This is a genomic window from bacterium, from assembly GCA_035454885.1.
Lineage (GTDB): Bacteria > UBA10199 > UBA10199 > JACPAL01.
The window spans coordinates 14,948-34,627 of record DATIGE010000035.1; the positions used below are offsets into that span (position 1 = coordinate 14,948).

General features: G+C 62.3%; 17 protein-coding genes. 8 read left to right on the top strand and 9 right to left on the bottom strand.

The window, feature by feature from the left end; all coding sequences use genetic code 11:
• Nucleotides 1–114: 114 nt before the first annotated feature.
• From rpmE to bioB, 3 genes are all read right to left on the bottom strand, one after another.
• Complete coding sequence (rpmE, locus tag VLJ37_06185) at nucleotides 115–318, bottom strand: 50S ribosomal protein L31 (protein ID HSA59257.1); 204 nt, start codon at nucleotides 316–318, stop codon at nucleotides 115–117.
• 47 nt (nucleotides 319–365) lie between these two features.
• Nucleotides 366–695 carry a hypothetical protein gene (locus tag VLJ37_06190; protein HSA59258.1) on the bottom strand — a complete coding sequence of 110 codons (330 nt, stop codon included), beginning with the start codon at nucleotides 693–695 and terminating at the stop codon, nucleotides 366–368.
• Nucleotides 696–851: 156 nt separating this feature from the next.
• Complete coding sequence (gene bioB / locus VLJ37_06195; protein ID HSA59259.1) at nucleotides 852–1,811, bottom strand: biotin synthase BioB; 960 nt, start codon at nucleotides 1,809–1,811, stop codon at nucleotides 852–854.
• 36 nt (nucleotides 1,812–1,847) lie between these two features.
• On the opposite strand from bioB, the gene VLJ37_06200 reads away from it, so the two are divergent.
• On the top strand, nucleotides 1,848–2,948 hold the full coding sequence (locus VLJ37_06200) for an 8-amino-7-oxononanoate synthase (GenBank protein HSA59260.1): 1,101 nt from the start codon (nucleotides 1,848–1,850) through the stop codon (nucleotides 2,946–2,948).
• On the opposite strand, the gene mscL is transcribed toward VLJ37_06200, so the two are convergent.
• On the bottom strand, nucleotides 2,911–3,342 hold the full coding sequence (mscL, locus tag VLJ37_06205; protein HSA59261.1) for a large conductance mechanosensitive channel protein MscL: 432 nt from the start codon (nucleotides 3,340–3,342) through the stop codon (nucleotides 2,911–2,913). The genes VLJ37_06200 and mscL overlap by 38 nt on opposite strands.
• 147 nt (nucleotides 3,343–3,489) lie before the next feature.
• Nucleotides 3,490–4,104, bottom strand: a complete 615-nt coding sequence (locus VLJ37_06210; GenBank protein ID HSA59262.1) for an OmpA family protein — start codon at nucleotides 4,102–4,104, stop codon at nucleotides 3,490–3,492.
• Between the two features lie 109 nt (nucleotides 4,105–4,213).
• On the opposite strand from VLJ37_06210, the gene bioA reads away from it, so the two are divergent.
• A complete protein-coding gene (gene bioA / locus VLJ37_06215; GenBank protein ID HSA59263.1) occupies nucleotides 4,214–5,539 on the top strand; it encodes an adenosylmethionine--8-amino-7-oxononanoate transaminase in 1,326 nt (441 codons plus the stop codon).
• Here bioA and VLJ37_06220 read toward each other — a convergent pair.
• A complete protein-coding gene (locus tag VLJ37_06220; GenBank protein ID HSA59264.1) occupies nucleotides 5,494–6,147 on the bottom strand; it encodes a glutathione S-transferase family protein in 654 nt (217 codons plus the stop codon). The genes bioA and VLJ37_06220 overlap by 46 nt on opposite strands.
• Before the next feature lie 17 nt (nucleotides 6,148–6,164).
• Here VLJ37_06220 and bioD point away from each other — a divergent pair, with 17 nt between their 5' ends.
• Entirely contained in the window at nucleotides 6,165–6,908 is a 744-nt protein-coding gene (gene bioD / locus VLJ37_06225; protein ID HSA59265.1) for a dethiobiotin synthase, read from the top strand.
• Here the strand turns inward: bioD and VLJ37_06230 are convergent.
• The gene (locus VLJ37_06230; GenBank protein ID HSA59266.1) at nucleotides 6,825–7,379 is read right to left on the bottom strand and encodes a hypothetical protein; all 555 of its coding nucleotides are present in this window, start codon (nucleotides 7,377–7,379) and stop codon (nucleotides 6,825–6,827) included. The genes bioD and VLJ37_06230 overlap by 84 nt on opposite strands.
• Entirely contained in the window at nucleotides 7,376–7,903 is a 528-nt protein-coding gene (locus VLJ37_06235) for a helix-turn-helix transcriptional regulator (protein HSA59267.1), read from the bottom strand. The genes VLJ37_06230 and VLJ37_06235 overlap by 4 nt, the downstream gene beginning before the upstream one ends.
• A gap of 92 nt (nucleotides 7,904–7,995) precedes the next feature.
• On the opposite strand from VLJ37_06235, the gene VLJ37_06240 reads away from it, so the two are divergent.
• The 4 genes from VLJ37_06240 to VLJ37_06255 all read left to right on the top strand — a co-directional run bounded on the left by VLJ37_06240 (nucleotide 7,996) and on the right by VLJ37_06255 (nucleotide 14,791).
• Nucleotides 7,996–9,495 (top strand): TolC family protein, encoded by a 1,500-nt coding sequence (locus VLJ37_06240; protein ID HSA59268.1) that lies wholly within the window; start codon nucleotides 7,996–7,998, stop codon nucleotides 9,493–9,495.
• Nucleotides 9,492–12,620: an efflux RND transporter permease subunit gene (locus tag VLJ37_06245; protein HSA59269.1), complete on the top strand. Its 3,129-nt coding sequence runs from the start codon at nucleotides 9,492–9,494 to the stop codon at nucleotides 12,618–12,620. Before VLJ37_06240 ends, VLJ37_06245 begins: the two co-directional genes overlap by 4 nt.
• Nucleotides 12,621–12,817: 197 nt before the next feature.
• Complete coding sequence (locus tag VLJ37_06250) at nucleotides 12,818–13,501, top strand: hypothetical protein (GenBank protein HSA59270.1); 684 nt, start codon at nucleotides 12,818–12,820, stop codon at nucleotides 13,499–13,501.
• An 84-nt stretch (nucleotides 13,502–13,585) separates the two neighbouring features.
• Nucleotides 13,586–14,791, top strand: coding sequence for a hypothetical protein (locus VLJ37_06255; GenBank protein ID HSA59271.1), 1,206 nt, complete (start codon nucleotides 13,586–13,588; stop codon nucleotides 14,789–14,791).
• Here the strand turns inward: VLJ37_06255 and VLJ37_06260 are convergent.
• Nucleotides 14,788–15,366 (bottom strand): hypothetical protein, encoded by a 579-nt coding sequence (locus VLJ37_06260; GenBank protein ID HSA59272.1) that lies wholly within the window; start codon nucleotides 15,364–15,366, stop codon nucleotides 14,788–14,790. The genes VLJ37_06255 and VLJ37_06260 overlap by 4 nt on opposite strands.
• 71 nt (nucleotides 15,367–15,437) lie before the next feature.
• Here VLJ37_06260 and VLJ37_06265 point away from each other — a divergent pair, with 71 nt between their 5' ends.
• Nucleotides 15,438–19,571 carry a hypothetical protein gene (locus VLJ37_06265; protein HSA59273.1) on the top strand — a complete coding sequence of 1,378 codons (4,134 nt, stop codon included), beginning with the start codon at nucleotides 15,438–15,440 and terminating at the stop codon, nucleotides 19,569–19,571.
• Nucleotides 19,572–19,680 lie beyond the last annotated feature (109 nt).

Genomic DNA, 19,680 nt, shown 5'->3' on the forward strand with positions numbered 1-19,680 from the left:
CCTACGACCTGAAGCACTAAATGTCCAACGTCTGATGGCACCCGATAGGGTGGCCGTAGCGAGCGCTGTCCAGCGGGAAGCTGGATGAAAAGAGGGCGAACACAAGGTTCGCCCCTACGATTTTTTGGCGTAGCGCTTTTGGAACCGCTCGACGCGGCCGGCGGTGTCGACCAGTTTCTGCTTGCCGGTGTAGAACGGGTGGCAGTGCGAGCAGATCGAGATGGAAAGGTCGGTCGTCGTCGAGATCGTGTCAAAGACGTGCCCGCAGGCGCAGACGATCTTGACGGCGTGGTTCTTGGGGTGAATTTTTGCCTTCATAGAGGGGCGGATTGCTAGCAAGGCCTGTTAAGAAAGGCAAGGGGGACTTAGGCGATGCGCGTGGGCGAGTGGTCCGGAGGCGTGGGGTCGCCGGTATCGACGATGTGGTTCAGATAGGCGACCAAATGGGCGTCCCGGCTGGGGGGATGGGCATTCACTTCTCGTCCGTTGGCGCTCCGGCCGGCATTCTGCGCCGCCAGGCGGCGCTTCAGCCCCTCGGAAAGAGTCGTTCCACGAATGAAATGGTCGCCACTCTGCGACTTCGGGGCCGGTAGATCATGGCTACCGAAAGCCTCCCGGAAGGCCTGGCCGATCCGGCCTAGCCAGGACGGCGACTGACTCGTTGCGGCATTCGTTTTTGCGATATGGTTCGACATAACTCCAATGATTTCTTAAGCAAGATCAGTGCCAAACAACGTCTTTAAAACCAACAAAAATACTATTTTAAAGGCCTGATATGACTGATTATTTTTCGACTTCCGTTTATCAGCCGCGTTCAAAAGGGTTATCGGGGAGGGGACATCTGGGAGTTGTCACCCCAGTCTGGGGGGTCTCATTTCCTTAAGGCCCAGCCGGGCAAAAAGGGCCTGATCGTCGTCCCAGGCCGGATTGGGGGTGGTCAGGAGCTTCTCCCCGGCGAAGATCGAGTTCGCCCCGGCCAGGTAGGCCAGGGCCTGGGCCTCGTCCGAGAGCGAGGTCCGGCCGGCGCTCAGGCGGACCAGGGAATGGGGCATGAGGATGCGGGCGGTGGCAATCGTCCGTATAAATTCGAGGGTCTCGATCTCCGTCTCCTCCGCCAGGGGGGTCCCCTCCACGCGGACAAGCTTGTTGATGGGGACGCTCTCGGGATGGGGGTCTTGCGTCGCGAGGATCTGGAGGAGGCGGATGCGGTCTTTCCTCGATTCTCCCAAGCCGATGATGCCCCCGCAGCAGACTTGAATGCCAGCCGCTCGGACGTTTTCCAGGGTTCGCAGACGGTCGTCATAGGTCCTGGTGGTGATCACCTTACCGTAAAATTCGGGGGAGGTATCCAGGTTGTGGTTGTAGGCGGTGAGGCCGGCTTGCGAGAGTCGTTGAGCCTGATCCTGCGTGAGCATTCCCAGCGTGCAGCAGACCTCCATCCCCAGTCCGGCGACCCCTCGGACCATCTCCAGGACGGAATCAAACTCGGGCCCCTCCCGGACCTCCCGCCACGCCGCGCCCATGCAGAATCGCGTCGAACCCCCCTCCTTGGCCGCCCGGGCATTCTTCAAGACCTCCGTCAGGGACAGCAAGGCCTCCTTTTGGAGACCGGTCTTGTGATGGGCCGACTGGGGGCAATAGCCGCAGTCTTCCGGGCAGGCCCCGGTCTTGATGGAGAGGAGGGTGGATTTCTGGACCTCGCCGGGCCTAAAGTGCGCGCGATGAACGGTCTGCGCCCGGTAGATCAATTCCAGGAAAGGTTGATCGTAGATGGCATCCACTTCCTCGACGATCCAATCGTGGCGCAACATATTGGGACAATCCTCGAGAAAGACGCCTAGGATGTTGTGACCTTTTTTTCCATGGGATTCTTTGACGACGAAATCGCCGCTCTGAAAGAGAAGGGCTTGTTCCGGGCCCTTCCCCGGACCCATCCGATGACGGATGGACCCGTGCTCAACTTTTGCTCCAACGACTACCTGGGTCTCGCCGCAGACCCAAGACTCAAGGCCGCCGCGAAGGCGGCGGTCGACCGCTACGGCGCGGGCAGCGGGGCGGCGAGGCTCATTTCCGGCAACAATGCCCTTTGCGACGAACTGGAGACGGCGCTGGCGGATCTGAAAGGCGCGGAGTCGGCTCTGCTTTTCAATTCCGGTTATCACGCCAATATCGGGACGATTCCGGCCCTCGCCGGCGAGGGCACCGTGATTTTTTCCGATGAATGGAACCATGCCTCGCTCATCGACGGTTGCCGGCTCTCAAAGGCGGAGACGGTCGTTTACCGGCACCATGACCTGAATGAACTCGAGGCCCGCTTACAAAAAACGTCCAAGAAGAAAATCATCGTCACCGAGGCCGTCTTCTCGATGGAAGGCGACGTCTGCCCCCTCGACGACCTCCTGAACCTCGCACAAAAATACGGCGCCCTCGTCTATTTGGACGAAGCGCACGCCGTGGGCGTCTTCGGCGGGGACGGCGAGGGACTCGCCCCCAAGAATCCGCCGGAAAACCTGATCTGCATGGGGACGCTCGGCAAGGCCTTCGGATCCTACGGGGCCTTCGTGTCGGGGTCGAGGTCCCTGCGCGACTATCTCGTCAACAAGGCGCGCTCCTTCATCTTCACCACGGCCTTGCCTCCCGCGGCCGCGGGCGCGTCGTTGGAGGCGGTGTCGATCGTCCGGAAGGAACGCGGGCGGCGTCAAAGGCTGTGGGACAACGTCCGGCGCTTGGGTGGAAAATCGCCGATCCGATCCGTCCCCATCGGTCCCGCTGACCAGACGATGGAGGTTTCGCGGCGCCTCCTGGCGGAGGGCTTTTACGTCCAAGGCATCCGCCCGCCGACGGTTCCCGAGGGCACGTCCCGTCTGCGCCTCACGGCGTCCGCCTCGCACACGCCGGATCAGATCGAATCTATTTTACGAGCGATCCGCAGTCTTTGCACTTTTTAGCCTTGATGGGGATCGCCGACAGGCATTCCGGACATTCCTTCGTGGTCGGGTCGGCCGGCGCGGGGGCCTTTTTGAACCGGTTCAACTGCTTCACCACCAGGAAGATCACGAAGGCGAGGATCACGAAATCCAGCACCGTGTTGATGAAGAGGCCGTAATTGAGCGTCGGCGCCCCGGCCGCCTTGGCCGCGGCGATGGTCGGGAAGTCGCCGCCCGAGAGGTTGACGAAGAGGTTGGTGAAGTCGAGCTTGCCCAGCAGGAGACCGATCGGCGGCATGATCACGTCGCTGACAAGAGAGCTGACGATCTTGCCGAAGGCTCCGCCGACGATGACGCCGATGGCCATGTCCATGACGCTGCCTTTCATGGCAAATTCTTTGAACTCTTTTAACATGGGGGATCCCTCCGGGCCTCCCCCAAACCCCCTGCGTTCGCGCCCGGCTAAGCCGGATCGCTCACGCGACACGAGTGTTCGGAAAAAAAGAAGGCCGGATGGTCTTATAAACCATCCGGCCTTTCCGAACAACGGGTTCGAATCCGATTACTGCAAATGCAACTCGATGCGGCGGTTCTGGTACATCCCGTCCTGCGTCGTGTTGTCTGCCACGGGCGAGGACTCGCCCCTGCCGACCGCGCTCATGCGTTCGCGCTCGATGCCGTGGGCCGCGAACCAGTTGAGGACGGAGTTCGCGCGTGCCTCCGAGAGCTTCTGGTTGTAAGCGTCCGAGCCGCGGGAGTCGGTGTGGCCCTCGACCGTGATATGGGCCTTCGGCCGCCTCTGGAGGGCCGAGACGTTCTTTTCCAGGATGGGCACCGACTCGGGCTTGATGTCGGCCTTGGCGGTATCGAAGTTGATGCCGCGCAGGACGATGACTTCTTCCCTCGCGGCCTTCGGTGCCGGGGCTCCGACGGAGTACCAGCGTTGGCACTTTTCACCCGAGAGGCGGGAGGCCTTACAGGCGTCCGGTGAGGACTTTTCGTTCAGTTCGTACCAACGCGCGCACTTCTTGGCCTGACGGACTTCGGCCGGACAAGCGCCAGGGCTCGAGGCTTCCGGTGCCATGAGCGGCATCGGTTCCGCGGCCTGCGCCATGCGAGAGGCGGCCAGCGACGCCAAGATGGCGACGACGGCGACTGCGAGACGGCTGTTCTTCATAAGGATGACCCCCTTTAGTGGTTGAATCAATAAATCCGATTGATGATCGATCGCAACCGAAATAAGGGGTAAATTGAGATTTTTCAACAAAAATATCGAGGTCTTACTCATGGATGGGACGGTCAAGTTGAGACAGTGGGACGCGTCCTGCGTCTGGCATCCCTTCACCCAGATGAAGGAATACGCCGGCGAGGAGATCCTCGTCATCGAGAGCGGCGAGGGGAATTACCTCGTCGACGCCGGCGGGGAACGCTACCTGGACGGGACGGCGTCGCTGTGGGTCAACGTCCACGGCCACCGCAGGAAGGAGATTGACGAGGCGGTCAAGACCCAGTTGGGCAAGATCGCCCATTCGACGCTCCTAGGCGTGACGAACGAACCGGCGGTGAGGTTGGCGAGGCGCCTGGTGGACCTGACCTCGTTGCCGCACGTGTTCTATTCCGACAACGGTTCCACGGCGGTCGAAGTCGCCCTCAAGATCGCCTTCGAATACTGGCAGCTCAAGGGACGCAAGTCGAAGCAGAAGTTCGTGTCCTTCCGGGACTCGTACCACGGCGACACCCTGGGCGCGGTCAGCGTCGGGCACATCGAGCACTTCCATGAGGTCTACCGGCCTTTGTTGTTCCCGACGTTTCAGGCGCCGAGCCCCCGCGATCCCCAATGCCTTGAATGGGTCGAGGATCTCTTCCAGAGGGCGTCGGAGACTGTCGCCGGCTTGATCATCGAGCCGCTCGTCCAGGGCGCTGGAGGAATGATCGTCCAGCCGGACGGCTTTTTGAAAAAACTCCGGGCGCTGTGCAAAAAGCACGAAATCCTCTTCATCGCCGACGAGGTCGCCACCGGCTTCGGGCGGACCGGAACCATGTTCGCCTGCGAGCAGGAGGGCGTCGTTCCGGATTTCTTGTGTCTCGCCAAGGGCCTGACCGGGGGCTATCTGCCGCTCGCGGCGACCCTGGCGACCTCGGAAATCTACAAGGCCTTCCTGGGCGACTACGGCGAATACCGGCATTTCTTCCACGGCCATTCCTACACGGGCAATCCATTGGGCTGCGCGGCGGCGCTGGCGAATCTGGAGATCTTCGAGAAGGAGGGGGTGATCGGGGCCCTTCAACCCAAGATCGAAACGATGGCCGGAGCCTTGCGCCGTTTCAAAGACATCCCGCAGGTGAAGGAGATCCGTCAGAAGGGGTTGATGGTCGGGATCGAAGTAGGGGCGTATGGCCATACGCCCCTACCTATGAGGACCGGTCACAAAATCTGTCTCGCCGCCCGCAAGAAACACGTCCTGATCCGCCCCCTGGGCAACGTCATCGTCCTCCTGCCGCCCCTTTCCATCACGGAGGACGAAATCCTCTTCCTGACCGCCGTGGTTCACGACGCGATCCGAGATCACTTCTCGTCGGATTTCAAGACCCAGGGCTCGAGGACGGCCTGATCGATCCATTCCTTGATCGCGGGTAGGGCGAGGACGGTGTCGGCGTAGGCCTGTGAGGCCTCGTTCATCGGAATCGCATAACGCGTGAAACGGAAGACGACAGGGGCGTACAGGGCGTCGGCGATGGAGAATTTCCCGAAAAGAAAGGGACCGTCCTTGCCGGACTTCGAGCGGCATTCCGTCCAGATTTCCTGGATGCGGCGGATGTCCTCATGGGCCCCGTCGCCTAAGACGATTTGGGATGGCTTTCGGCGGACGTTCATCGGGCATTCGTTGCGCAGGTCCATAAACCCCGAGTGCATTTCCGCCGAGATCGAACGCGCCATGGCGCGCGCGCCTTCCTCGCGGGGCCAGAGACCCCGATCGGGAAACCTTTCGTTCAGGTATTCGGCGATGGCGAGCGAATCCCAAACGGTCCGGTCGCCGTCCTTCAAGATCGGAACTTTGCCCGCGGGCGAGTGTTCCAGGATCTTGGCGTCGGAATCCTTCTGGTAGAGGGGGATCACGATCTCCGAGAAGGGGATCCCCGCTTGTTTCAAGAGGAGCCATGGTCTGAGCGACCAGCTCGAGTAGTTCTTGTTGCCGATGACGAGTGTGAGTGTGTTCATGCGCCGATCTTTCCCCGTTGACCGCCGGGGTCAAGCCCTGTTTCATGGAGCGCATGGGACAGACGCCGAAAGGCCTCTTCATCGCCGGCACCGACACCGGCGTCGGCAAAACCTTCGTCGCCTGCGGCCTCGCCGCCGCCCTCCGCGCGCGCGGCGTGAACGTCGGCGTCTTCAAACCCTTCGAGTCCGGCGTTGGCTCCGGACACGCGGATTACCGTCTCTTAAGGGAAGCCTCCGCTTCCAAGGACCCCGACGACTCGATCAATCCCTACCGCTTCGAAGAAGCCCTTGCCCCCGCGGTCGCCGCCGAGCGCGCGGGCATCGTGATCGACTGGTGTCGGATGACGGATTCTTTCGAATCGGTCGCGATCCAGCGCGACTTCGTCCTCGTCGAGGGGGCGGGGGGGCTGTTGGTACCGCTTGCGCCGGGCAAGACCAATATCGATCTTATCAAGGAATGTGAGTTTCCGGTCCTGCTGGTCGCGCGGCTGGGGCTCGGGACCATCAACCACACGCTTTTGTCGTTGGAGGCCTTGGAAAGGCGGAAGATCCCCTGCGTCGGAGTCGTCCTCAATCAGACGACTGAGGAGAGAGGCGTGGCCGAAGAGACGAATCCGGAGGTCTTGAAAAAGCTCATTTCGGTTCCGGTCCTGGGCGTCGTGCCGTTCCTGCCGGAATCAAAAGAGTTTTTCGGGACAGGTTTTTCCCCAGATCGACTTCCCGTGGTGTTTCAAAAAGTGATTAACCTGTTGTTTAAATAAACCCTGCTGCGTCGAAGCCGGGCTCTCTCGAAGGGCGCATTTCCAGTACTCCAATGTTTTTTGAAGATCCGGCTTCTTTTTCCGGAAAACCGCAACGAGGTCCTCCAGGTCGGATTCCAGATAACGGTTCAGTTTGCCGATCGCCCACTTTTCGGGGGCCAGGAGATAGACGGTTACGGACCCGAACTTTTTGTGCCGAATGGCCCCTGCGTAGATGTCAGGGACGTTGATCATCCCCCAGCGCTGGATGTCGTCGGAATACTGGATAGGGATGCCGAGATCGCGGCTCACTTGGTCGAGCTTGTGTGTCAGCTCTTCCGAACCGTCGCTGACCGCGAAGTCGATATCCCGCGTGGGCCGATTGCCTCCCAAGAACCAAGACGCGATGCCTCCTGTCAGATAAATATCCAGAGGTTGCCGGTGAAGTCGCGCCACCTCTGCGAAGAATCGATCGATGTCTTTGCGGTTCATGGGTTCTCCCTGATGACATCGAAAGAGGGGAGGAGTTTCTTCACCCGCTCCGAGACGTCCCGAATCAGGTCATCGGAGTAAAGGGTCTCCAGCCTCAGTTTCCGCTTTCGGACAAACGAAGTCTTGTTTCGAGAAATCCAAAGCCCCGCGGCTTCCAGTGAAGGTCGGAACAGGGGCCGCAGGTCATGGGCGAGTCGCCGCAATCCGACGGATGCCGGAGCCGTGCCCGTGATGACGGCGCGGGCGACCGTGTCCCGTTCGAAACGGTTCAGTCGAAGCGCCTTTCGGGGGGGCGGTTCGTCCAAAAGTTGTCCAGGAGTCGTCCCCAGGGCCTTTGCCAGCTTCAGCAGGGTTCCGACCGTGCAATCACGGCGGCCTAATTCCAGATCAATCAGGTTGGAGCGGGCGATTCCGGTGCGTTCCGACAACTCTTTTTGGCTGAGCCCTCGTGCAGCGCGCCAGAGTTGTATTTGACGGGAAAGGGTCTCCATTCTTATTATATGTAGTATTACTACTACATACATCTGTCAAGTCGCCGCTCGAAACCGTTGGCGGCACGCGAGGGGCGTAAATTTCATTTTCCTTCCCGCCGTTTCATGTAGGATGGCAAGCTCGCATGCCGGCCCGATTTCTTCGCAGAACCGCTCTGGTCGCACTCTTCCTCGCCATCATTGGAATGGCGGGCCGCGCCGCGACGGCGGAGACCGTTTACCTGACCGAGCAAAAGGTCATCGACCTGGCCTTGGAGAAGAACTTGTCCGTCCTGGTGGCGGGGGAGGACCGTGAGATCGGGCGGACGGGGATTCAAGGCGCCAAGTCGGTCTACGATACGCAGCTCTCTTTGACGGCGGACCACCTGATCGACAAGCGCGACCAGGCCATTCCCGTCTTCGGGACCGACAACCGGACCACCAATTGGAATCTCGGTCTTTCGCGCGCGTTTCCGACCGGCACTCGGGCGGACCTCAATTGGACCAACCAGCGAAATTCCACGAACTCTCCGTTCGCCACCCTCAATCCCTACTACGAGCCGGCGGTCGAGATGGCCCTCCGACAGCCCGTCCTGAAAAATACCTTCGGTAAGCAGGACCGCGGCGGGGTGGCCCTGGCCAAGAAGCGGTTTGAGGAGATCGACTTTCTCGCCCGCCGGCGCGTGATGGAGGCGGTCTACGGCGTGCTCTCCGACTATTGGGCCTGGGTGACCCACCGGGGAAACGCCGACGTCACGGAAACCTCCGTGGCCGAGGCGCGCCGGTTAGAGGCCCTCGCGGCGGAGAAGAAGATCTTCGGGCTCTACGAGACGACGGACGTCCTCGCCGCCCGCGCCAACCGGATGCAAATGGAGAACCAGCTCACCGAAGCGATCCGCCAGAGGGACGACGCCCTCGGGCGCCTCAAAAGAGGGCTCGATTTCCCGGACGAGGAGGACGCGCGGTCGTCCGATGCGGTTCCCGTTTCGGCGGGGGGCGGGGGACGCGAGGACGCGCTGGCCTCCGCGATGGCCAACCGCTCGGACTACGCCGCCGCCCGGGCCCGGGTCGAGGCGCAGAAGATCGAGGTCTCCCTCGCGCGGAACCGCAAGTGGCCGCAAATGGATCTGGTCGCTTCCCTCCGGCTGAATGGCGTCGACACCTCCTACGGCAGCTCGCTCGGTGAGATCGGCGGCGGCGATCACCCCGCCTACTTCTTCGGCGGCGAGTTCGCCTGGCCGATCGAGAACCGCCTCGCCAAAAGCGAGTCCCGGCGCGCCGAGCACGAGAAGAAGAAGGCCCTCTTCGAACTCAAGGACGTCGAGAACCGGGTCGCGCAGGAGGTCGAGGAGCGCTGGCGCGAGGTCCAGAGCACTCGGAAGCAGGTCGCGAACGCCCGCGAGATCGAGCGGGTCGAGCGGGAGAAGTGGACCTTGGAACTGGAGAAGTACCGGGTCGGCCGGTCGTCGAGCGACCTCGTCATCCGCTATCAAGAAGACTACCTCGAGGCCCGCCGGAGGGCATTGGCCTCCCTCTTCCAGCACCGGATGGCGGTCCTGGGATTGAAATTGGCGGAAGAAACCTTGGTTGAAAGACACCGCAACGGCGGTGCGGCTCGGTCTTCGGATTCGGGGGGCTCGCCGTGAATCTGTCCGAATTCTCGGTCAAGAACTCGCTGCTCGTCAACTCCCTCTCCATCTTTCTGGTGGTGGCCGGCCTGCTCGCCCTCTTCCGGATCGAGCGGGAGGCCTTTCCCAATTTCTCCTTCGACATCGTCGTCGTCAGCACCGCCTACCGGGGTGCGCCGCCGGAGGTGATCGAGAAGCGCATCACGATCCCCCTCGAGAAGGAGCTGAAGGAGGTCAGCGACATCAAGAAGATGTATTCGATCTCCGTCGAGGGGCTTTCCGAGGTCGTCTTGGAGCTCGACCCCGACGCCCCGGACAAGGACCGGATCTATAACGACATCCAGAAGGCCGTCGACGACGCGGACGACCTGCCGGAGGACCTCGAGGACGATCCCAAGGTGATCGAGCTTCAAACGAAGGACACGCCGCTCGTCATCGTCTCGCTTTCGGGCGACATGCCGGAGATGGAGCTGCGGGAGCTCGCGTTGCGCCTCGAGACGGAAATCCTGGACTTGAGCGAGGTTTCGAAGGTGCAGCGCGAGGGCCTGCGCGACCGGGAGATCTGGGTCGAGCTCGATCCGGCGAAGATGGCGACCCATTGGATCTCCCTGACCCAGGTCACGGAGGCGTTGAGCGCGCGGAACGTCAACGTCGCGGGCGGGTTGCAGAAGGGCCGTGAGCGCGAGCTCATCCTCCGGACCTCCGGCGAGCTCGAGAACGCGGACGACGTGCGCCGCGTGATCCTCAGGGCCAACGAAGAGGGCCATTGGGTGCGCGTGGGCGACATCGCCGCCGTGAGCGACGGTTTTGAAGAGGAGCGCTTCATCGAGCGCACCGACGGGAGCCGTGCCATCAACCTGATGGTCGTCAAGAAGGACAGGGCCGACGCCATCCGCCTGATGAAGGACCTCCAGACGGTCTTGGACGATTTCAAGTCGCGGAATAGGCCCGAGCTGAAGATCGCCCTGGTCGACGACATCTCCTATTACATCAAACGACGCCTGAACGTCCTCATTTCCAACGGCTGGATCGGTCTCCTTTTCGTGATCATACCGATGGTCATTTTCCTGTCCTGGCGGGTCGCATTGGGGGCGTTGATGGGGATCGCGGTCGCTCTCCTCTCGGCCATCGCGGCCATGAATTTTCTCGGGATCAGCATCAACCTTATCTCCATGTTCGGGCTCATCATGGTCTTGGGCATGCTCGTGGACGAGGACCTGGTCGTCGCCGACAACATCTCCCGCTATCTGGAGGAGGGGAAGGCGCACGTCGAGGCGGCGATCGCGGGGTCCTCCGAGGTGGGGCGGGCCATCATCTCGACGGTCCTGACGACCATCATCGCCTTCATTCCGCTCCTGTTCATGAGCGGGATCTTCGGCAAGTTCGTAAGCGACATCCCCAAGGTGGTCATCATCACGCTCACCGCATCGCTCCTGGAGGCGCTCGTGATCCTGCCGTCCCACCTCTCGGACCTGAGCCGGCCCAAAAAGGAGGGGCAAAAATCGTCCTTCGAGAAAAAGGTTCAGCATCATTACTTCGACCGTTTCAGGGACCTCTATGTGCGCTCGCTCCGTTACAGCCTCAAGCATCCGATTTGGACGACCGTCTTATCTTTCGGAGTCATCGCCCTCGCCGTCCTTTACGCCGTCCTCGGTCTGAAGTTCGTGCTGTTTCCCGCCAAGGGCATCGAGGCGTTCTTCATCCGGGCGCAGGCGCCCATCGGCACCTCCCTCGAACGGATGGAGGAAAAAATGCAGGTCCTGGAAAGACTCGCGATGGTGCTTCTCAAGAACGAGCTGGATCACGTGGTGACGGACGTCGGCGTCGTCCAGAACGACCCCAGCGACCCTTTCACCGAGCGGGGCTCCCACGTGGGGCAGGTGGTGGTCTACCTGACCCCCGAGACGAAGCGCGACCGGGAGGCCGGCGAGATCATGGAGGCGCTTCGCGCGAAGCTCCCTCCGAGCGTCTCGGAATGGGGATTCGAGCGCGTGAGCTTCGACCCGATCAAGCCGGGCCCTCCGGTGGGCAAGCCCGTCGCCGTGCGGATCCGCGGAGACGAACTGAAGGAATTGGACGCACTCGCCGAGGACTTCAAGGCGGAGCTGGCCAAGTTTCCGGGCGTCGAGGATATCCGCGACGATTACGAGCGCGGCAAGGGGGAACTCAACATCGTCGTCGACGAGGAGAGGGCGTCGCAGGCCGGGCTCAATTACCAAGACATCGCGATGACGGTCCGCCAGGCGTTCCAGGGCCTGAAGGCGACGACCATCCGCAAGACGGACGACGAGATCGACGTGGTGGTCCGCCTCCCGGAGGAGAAGCGCCACGACCCCGGGGAAATCGAATCGCTGCTGATTGAGAACAAGATGGGCAACCTGGTGCGCCTCGCGGACGTGGCGCGATTGGAGGAGGGCCCCGGCGTAAGCGAGATCAAGCACTTTGACCGAAAGAGAGTGGTCACGGTGACCGCCAACGTGGACGAGGAGGTCATCACGTCCCGGGAAGTGAACACCCTTCTCAAGAAAAAATTCGGGACCGCCTCCAAGGACCATCCCGGCATCGCCTTTGCCTACGGCGGGGAGGACGAGGACACGCAGGAATCCATGCGGAGCCTCTTCCGGGCGCTCGCCGGGGCGATGTTCCTGATCTTCATCGTCCTGCTCGTCACCTTCGAGTCCATGCTGCAGACCTTCATCATCATGCTGGCGATCCCGTTCGGTCTCGTGGGGGTTGTCATCGGCTTCGCGCTCGCCGGGGAGCCCATCGGATTTCTGGCGTTCCTGGGCATCATCGGCATGACCGGCGTCGTGGTCGACGGCGGTACGCTCGTCTTCGTCTTCATCAACCGCATCAAGAGGGAAGGCATTCCCATCAAGGACGCCATCCTGGCCGGTTGCGGCGTCCGGCTCCGCTCGATCCTCCTGACCACGCTCACGACCGTCCTGGGCATCGTCCCCGCCGCCTACGGCATCGGCGGCAGCGACCCCTTCATCCAGCCGATGGCGCTCGCCCTCAACTGGAGCATCGGGGTCTCGATCTTCTTCACCCTCTACACGGTGCCAAGCCTGTATTACCTCGCCGACAAGGCGACGGTCCGAATGCGGAAGTTGCTCCCTTGGAACGGCGAGGAGAGGAGCTAGGGCCGATTCTTGTGGGGCGGTGGACGACCGGATCTAACCCCTGTAGATTGCACCATGACGTTATCAAAATGAGAAAATTATCAATTTGAGACACGTCTACACGCCGCAGGCTTACAAAAAACAAATAGTTTCAAAGGGGTGGCTCAACGACATCTGGCCCACGAGTTGCACCACCTAATGGCTACGGGGAGTAAAATATGAAAAAACGGAATATCTTCCTAACAGCCTCCATCATTCTCTTTCTGGCGTCAGGCTCCGTTCTCCGAGCAGAGGTCACAATGAGTCCGGAGAAGTTGAAAGACTTGCAGGTCAAGCCGTGGTTGCCCAAATCCACCGCGACTTTCAGTGCATCGTTGCCCGCGCGGGTGGAAACGCCAGAGGTGCCCCACGTGACGATCGAGACGACCTCTTGCCGATATGCCGAAGAGGAGCCCACGGCATCCGAGTACGTTGACTACAAGGAAAGCCGCTACTGCCGCCTGCCGCTACCCGAGGGAGCCGTGGTCACGCGAATTACGGCTTTCATGGTTTCGGATGAGAGGGAGGACTCGGCTGCTTTTGTTGACCGATTGCTGGATAACGGCAACTCCTCCGCGAAATTCATCGTCGTTCCGGAACATGTGGTCGACGATCACTACGTGACCGGGGCCGTCGTCTGTACCTCGGGGGGGACGAATCCCGGTTTTATGGCGATCCATGAGAGGAAGAAGACGTTCGATTGCCGGGTGGGCATTCCCGTTGACCAGGATAGTTCTTTCTATGTTCGAATCGAGAGCCGGGTGAAGGCAAGGCCGGAATTTCGGGACGTCGTTATGACCTCTAAACACATCATCTTTCCGATCGTCAGACTGATTCAAGTGGAATACGAGGGCGGCAGTTGAGGATTGGACGGCTCGGCTTAGAATCCATCCAACCCTTGACAAACCAGGCAACTTTTGCGTCTTTTCGCCGACTTAGAACGCCAGATGATCCGCTCCTTTCCAGCCGGTACCGTACTAGCGGCACTGAATCCCATCGGAGTGGGCACGACCTCGGCCTCCGTTTCCGATCTCTCCCTTTCGGAGGACCTCCAGCGTCAATCCCGCCATATCGCCTACGAGTACATGAGCCTCCGGGAGATCCGGTATCAGAACGGCCCGGAGTCGGGAGAATTCGTAACGACCCAGGAGGCGGTCACCTCGAGACTGGACAGCCTCTTCCTGTCCCTTTTGGGGCGCGGTGTGACCGAGGGGGCGATTGTCGAGGAGGCGAGGTTGGCGGAGTCCACGTTGCGGGAGATCCGGACCCTCTACAATAAGGACCACTTCTTTACCAGGCCCATGCACGCCTTCTACCGGTCGTTCACGGTCTTGAGCCCGGATTACGACCTCTTCGGGGAGGAGCTTTTTCAGAACCTTTTTCACTACCGGCGCCGGCGCGACGAGGATGAGCGGAAGTTCATGGAGCGGTTCGACCCCTTCGCGCAGGAGATCCGGGCGATCATCGAGAATATCAGCCAGGGCTTCAACTTCAGCTATTTCCACATCGAACTTCGCATCAAACGCGACCTCCTTCCCAAGTTCATGAAACGCGTCGAGGAAGAGGATTGGACCAACATGAGGGAGAAGTTTTTCGATCTGATCGGCCTGAGGATCGTTGTCCGCTCCCAGGCGGAGGTGGATGCGGCGGTGGCCCTGGTGGAGGGCGCCATGAAGCTCCACGAGGCCGCGGCCCGGAGCCAGGAAGGGTGCCCCCATTTCCTCCGGGTGGCTAACATCGAGATCAAGGACAACGCGAGGGGGTACCGCGCCAAGCACATCAATATCGTGCGGACCTGCAACGGCAAGAAAAAGGATTACGCGATCGCCGAGATCCAGGTCATGAGCCTGGGTACCAAGGAGTGGGGGGACATCCAAAGGCTTCTGGTCTACAAGGACGACGGGATTCCCGAATCCTTGAAGGCGGAATTGAACGTTTATTGCCGCGCGGCGGCGGATTTCATCGTGGCCTGCGAGGGCGGGCCCGTCATGGACAAACCCCCCCAATTCGAGATCATGGCCTTGAACCGCATTCCGGACGAAAAGCTCCGGATGGACGTGCTCGACCGCCTGGCCGACATGGACTTTCTGATGAAGCGGTATCAAGAGGGCTCGCTCACCTTGCCGGAGCCCGAAAGGCCCTCCAGCCCTTAAAGTTCATCCGCCCGGATCGAATTCTCCGTGATGTTCAAGTCCGCACAGGACTGCGCCGGATACCCCGTCACATCGACGACCCGATAGGCGGCCGAGACCGTCTGCGGCGTCAAGTTCATGAGGACGAAGGCGTAGTCGGCCGCCCCGGTCACCTGGCAAAAATCCGGACCGTCCCCGGCGTTCCGCGAGGCGCAACGCGAGGTCCGGTCCGCATCCGGGCAGAGCCCCTCCACCGACGCGGTCTCGGTGTTGACCTGGTCCGACTCGCAGACCTCGAGGTCCGCGTCCTCGCCGGGCGAGGGATCGATGATGACGCAGAGGACGTGCGACGGGTCTTGGTCCGCGACGGTTCCGATCTTGCCGCCCTGATCGTCCGGCCCGGGCTCGACGACCGTGACCATCTCCGTGTCGTCCGGGTCGATGGCCCCCGCCGGCGTCACGGGAGCCTCGCTCACGTCCTCGAAATTCGCGTTCACCGTCCCGCGGGCCGCCCCGCCCCCGCAGCCGGCGCCTCCTCCAGAGAAAAATGCGAGGCCGGCGAAAACGATCCCCAAAGCCGTCAGACAAGTCCTCATGCACCCTCCTGGATTTTTTCGGTCCATACCATCCTCCATTCGTGATACGGGAGGAAAATATCGAGGCGAACATGACACGCAAATTCTCTTCCTTCGTCGCTTTCCTCTGTCTCTTCTTATCCTCCGTTCCCGACCTGAGCGCCGAGTTTCAGGTCCCCGAGCCCCTCAAGCCCTGGACCGCATGGGTCCTAAAAGGGCGGGAGGATCAGCTCTGCCCGTTCTTCAACGGAACGGCGGGGACGCTCTGCCGCTGGGTGTCGCCGATGGATCTCTCGCTCGACGACACGAAGGGATCGTTCTCCGTCCAGGCCCGGATCTTCGAGGAAGCTTGGATTCCTTTGCCTGGCGACGCCGATCACTGGCCCCAGGAGGTGAGGGCGGGGGGGAACGCCCTTGCCCTCGTCGAGAGGGACGGTCGTCCCCAGGTCTTCGTGCCGAAGGGGACCTACGCCCTGACCGGCGTCTTTTCTTGGGACCGCCTGCCCGATTCGCTGGCGCTTCCCGCGGAGATCGGTGTGGTGCGCCTGACCCTTCGCGGAAGCCCCGCCGCGCGCGTGCAGAGGGACGAGGACGGACGCCTCTGGCTCGAATCGAAACCGATGCCCGCCTTCTTAGAGCCCGAGCGCGATCGGCTTGAAGTGCGCGTGCACCGGCTCCTGATCGACGAGGTTCCGTTCACGATGACGACGCGGATCACTCTGGAGGTCTCCGGAAAGACGCGCGACGTGCTCCTGCCTTCGCCGCTGCCGGAGGGATTCATCCCCATGTCCCTGGAGAGCCCGATCCCGGCGGAGTTGGAAAAGGACGGCAAGATCCGCGTTCAGGCCAAGACCGGGACCTGGGACCTGGAACTGAGGGCGCGCCATCACGGACCGGTGAAAGAAATCGCCTTGGGGGCGTCTGATATCCCTTGGCCGGAGGAGGAAGTTTGGGCCTTCGAGGCGAGGAACGAATTGAGGCTCGTGAACGTCACGGGCGTCCCCGCGATCGATCCGACCCAGACGACGCTCCCCGAGGCGTGGAAGTCCCATCCCGCCTACCGGATCCGTCCGGGCGAGACGATCGCCTTCGACGAAAGGCGCCGCGGGGCCTCGACGGACGCGCCCGACCGGATTTCCCTGGACCGCAACCTCTGGCTGGACTTCGATGGCCGGGGTTACACCGTCCGGGACGCCATCTCGGGAACGATGGTCAAGAGCGCGCGCCTCGAGGTCTCCGAGCCCCTGGCCCTCGGGCACGTGTCGGTGAACGGCAAGGACCAGCTCATCACGAGCCTGGGCGAGGGCAAGAGAGGCGTGGAGATCCGGCAGGGGGGCGTGACGGTTCAGGCGGACAGCCGCATCGAATCGGGCGCGCGGTCGGTCCCCGCCACGGGCTGGGGACAGACCTTCGAGCGCGTGACCGAGGTCCTGCAACTCCCTCCGGGATGGCGCGCCTTCGCGGTCTTCGGGGCGGATGCCGCGCCGGCGACCTGGCTGGGCCGCTGGACGCTCTTGGAGATCTTTCTCGTCCTCATCATCGCCCTCTCCTTCGCCAAGCTCTGGGGAGTCCGGTGGGGCGTCGCGGCCCTCTCGGGGCTCGGTCTCACCGCGACCGAGGCAGGGGCCCCCCTCTGGGCCTGGATCGCCGTCTTGATCGGCGCCGGGTTGCTCCGGTTCCTCCCCGAAGGGCGGTTTCGGAGGCTCGTGCGGCTCTACCGGATCGGCGCCGTTCTCGTCCTGATCGTCGTCGCCGTTCCCTTTTTGGTCGACCAGGTGAGGATGGGCCTCTATCCCTCGCTCGAGCCGACGGGCGCGTACCCGATGCCCGTCGCCACCTCGGCGGGGGGCTACGGGGCGATGGCCCCACAGGCCGAGCCCATGCCTCCGCCACCGCCTCCGGCGGCGTTGGAGGTGGAAGCCGATCGGGGCTTGGAGGAAGCCCCCAGGGTCCAGCAAGAGGTGTCCCAGGTCGCCAAATCAGAATCGATGGCAAGAATGGTCATACGTTCGAAGGCCAAGAAGGCCCCGTCCCAGCTCTTGAACGAGTACCAACCGGGGGCCAAGGTGCAGACCGGACCGGGCCTGCCCGAGTGGAGCTGGCGCCGGGTTGAAATCATTTGGTGGGGACCGGTGGAGGAGGGGGAGTCGCTCTTCCTGGTCTTGATACCGCCCTTCCTGAACCTCCTCCTGAGCTTCGCCCGGGTGGCCCTGCTCGCGCTCTTGCTCGCGCGCGTCTTGGAGCGCCCCTTCCTCTTTCGTCCCGGCCGGAAGGCGGCGGCCGCGGCGGCGGCCTTGGCGATGATGCTCGTCGGGAGCCAGGCCCGCGCGGAGTTCCCCACGCCGGATCTCTTGCAAGAGCTACAAAACCGTCTCTTGGAAAGGCCCGAGTGCCAACCCCACTGCGCGACGATCCCGCGGATGCGCTTGGAGGTCTCTCCCCAGTCGCTGACCGCCCGCATGGAGGTGCATGTCGAGGCCGCAAGCGCCGTTCCCCTTCCCGGTACGCTCAAGGAATGGTCACCGACGGAGGTGATGGTCGGGGGGGCCGCCGTTGTTGTGAAGCCCGGCGACAAGGGAAAGGCCGCGGCGGCGGGAGGAACGGCGCACCTCACGCGCACCGGGGACGGACGGCTGTGGATCGTCCTGGACGCCGGCGTGCATCAGGTGCTCATGACCGGCCCCTTGCCCGATCGCCAGAACGTGCAGGTCCCGTTGCCGCTCAAGCCACGGTACATCGAGGCCAAGGCCGAGGGTTGGAGCCTCCTCGGGCTCCATGAAGACGGAGTCGCCGACGACAACCTCCAGCTCGTGAGGAGCCAGATCGCCTCGGAGACCTCTCCGGCCTCCCAGGGACGGGCGGATTCCGGCGCCGCCTTGCCCGCGTTTCTGACGGTGGAGAGGCGGATCATCCTGGGGCTGACCTGGGAGGTCGAGACCCGCGTCGCGCGCGAAACACCGGTCGGCACCGCCGTGGTCGTGCAAGTGCCCCTCCTCGTGGGCGAATCGGTGACGACACCGGGAATGCGCGTGGAGGGCGGCAAGGTGACGGTCAATCTGGGTCCGCAGGCGACGGAGGTGTCTTGGAGGTCGGCGCTCCTCGAGTCCCCCACGATCCCGCTGAAGGCCGATGACTCGACCTGGTGGACCGAGGTTTGGACGATCGAGGCGAGCCCGATCTGGCATGTGCGGATGGAAGGGATCCCCGTCGTGCACCATTTCGAGGACGGCGGGGACTGGTTGCCGACGTTCAGGCCCTGGCCGGGGGAGGAGGCGGTGTTGCACGTCTTCCGCCCGGAGGCGGTCGAAGGCCCGACGCTGACCATCGACCGGAGCCGACTGACGCTGACCCCGGGCTCACGCTCGACGGAGGCCTCTGTGGCGCTCTCCATTCGCAGCAGCCTGGGTGGCCAGCATACGATCACGCTTCCCGAGGGGGCGGAGTTGAAGTCGGTCTCGATCAACGGGAGCGCGCAGCCGATCGCCGCGGTGGGGGACAAGGTGACGCTCCCCGTCGTGCCGGGCGCGCAGGCCGTGGAACTCGCTTGGAACGAGCCGCGCGGGATCTCGACGCACTTCCGCGCCCCCGCGCTGGATTTGGGGGCGCCGAGCGTGAACGCCGAAGCGAGGATCTCCATTCCGCGGCGCTGGGTGCTGTGGGCGAGCGGCCCCCGCCTCGGGCCCGCCGTGCTGTTCTGGGGCCTGGTGGTGGTGCTGGCCCTGATCGCCGTGGGGCTGGGGCGCGTCCGGCTGACACCGCTGAAGGCCCATCATTGGTTCTTGTTGGGACTGGGGCTCACCCAGGTCCCCATTTGGTCTTCGATCTTCGTGGCCCTGTGGCTCCTCGCCTTGGGCTGGCGCCGCAACCGGGACCTGCCCGGCCGCTTCGTCTTCGACCTGCGCCAGCTCTTCGTCGTGGGCCTGACCGTCGCGGCCTTGGTGGTCTTGGTCTTCTCCATCGAACGGGGACTCTTGGGCATTCCCGTCATGCAGATCGAGGGGAACGGGTCCAGCGACTCCCTGCTCCTCTGGTTCCAGGATAGAATATCCACTGAATTTCCGAGGCCTTGGGTCGTGACGCTCCCCATGTACGTCTACCGGATCGCCATGCTTGTTTGGGCGGTCTGGCTGGCGATGGCCCTGCTCAAATGGCTTAAATGGGGCTGGGAATGCTTCTCGACCGGGGGTCTTTGGAGGCCCCTCCGTAATCGGCTCGTCCAAAAATAGGCGATCAATAGCCCTTATTTCTTAAATAGTTAGACGTATTGTCACAGGTTATCAACAGGGAAAGTCTATTAAAATCACGTAGATTTGATTGCATTGCTAGAAAGAGTCT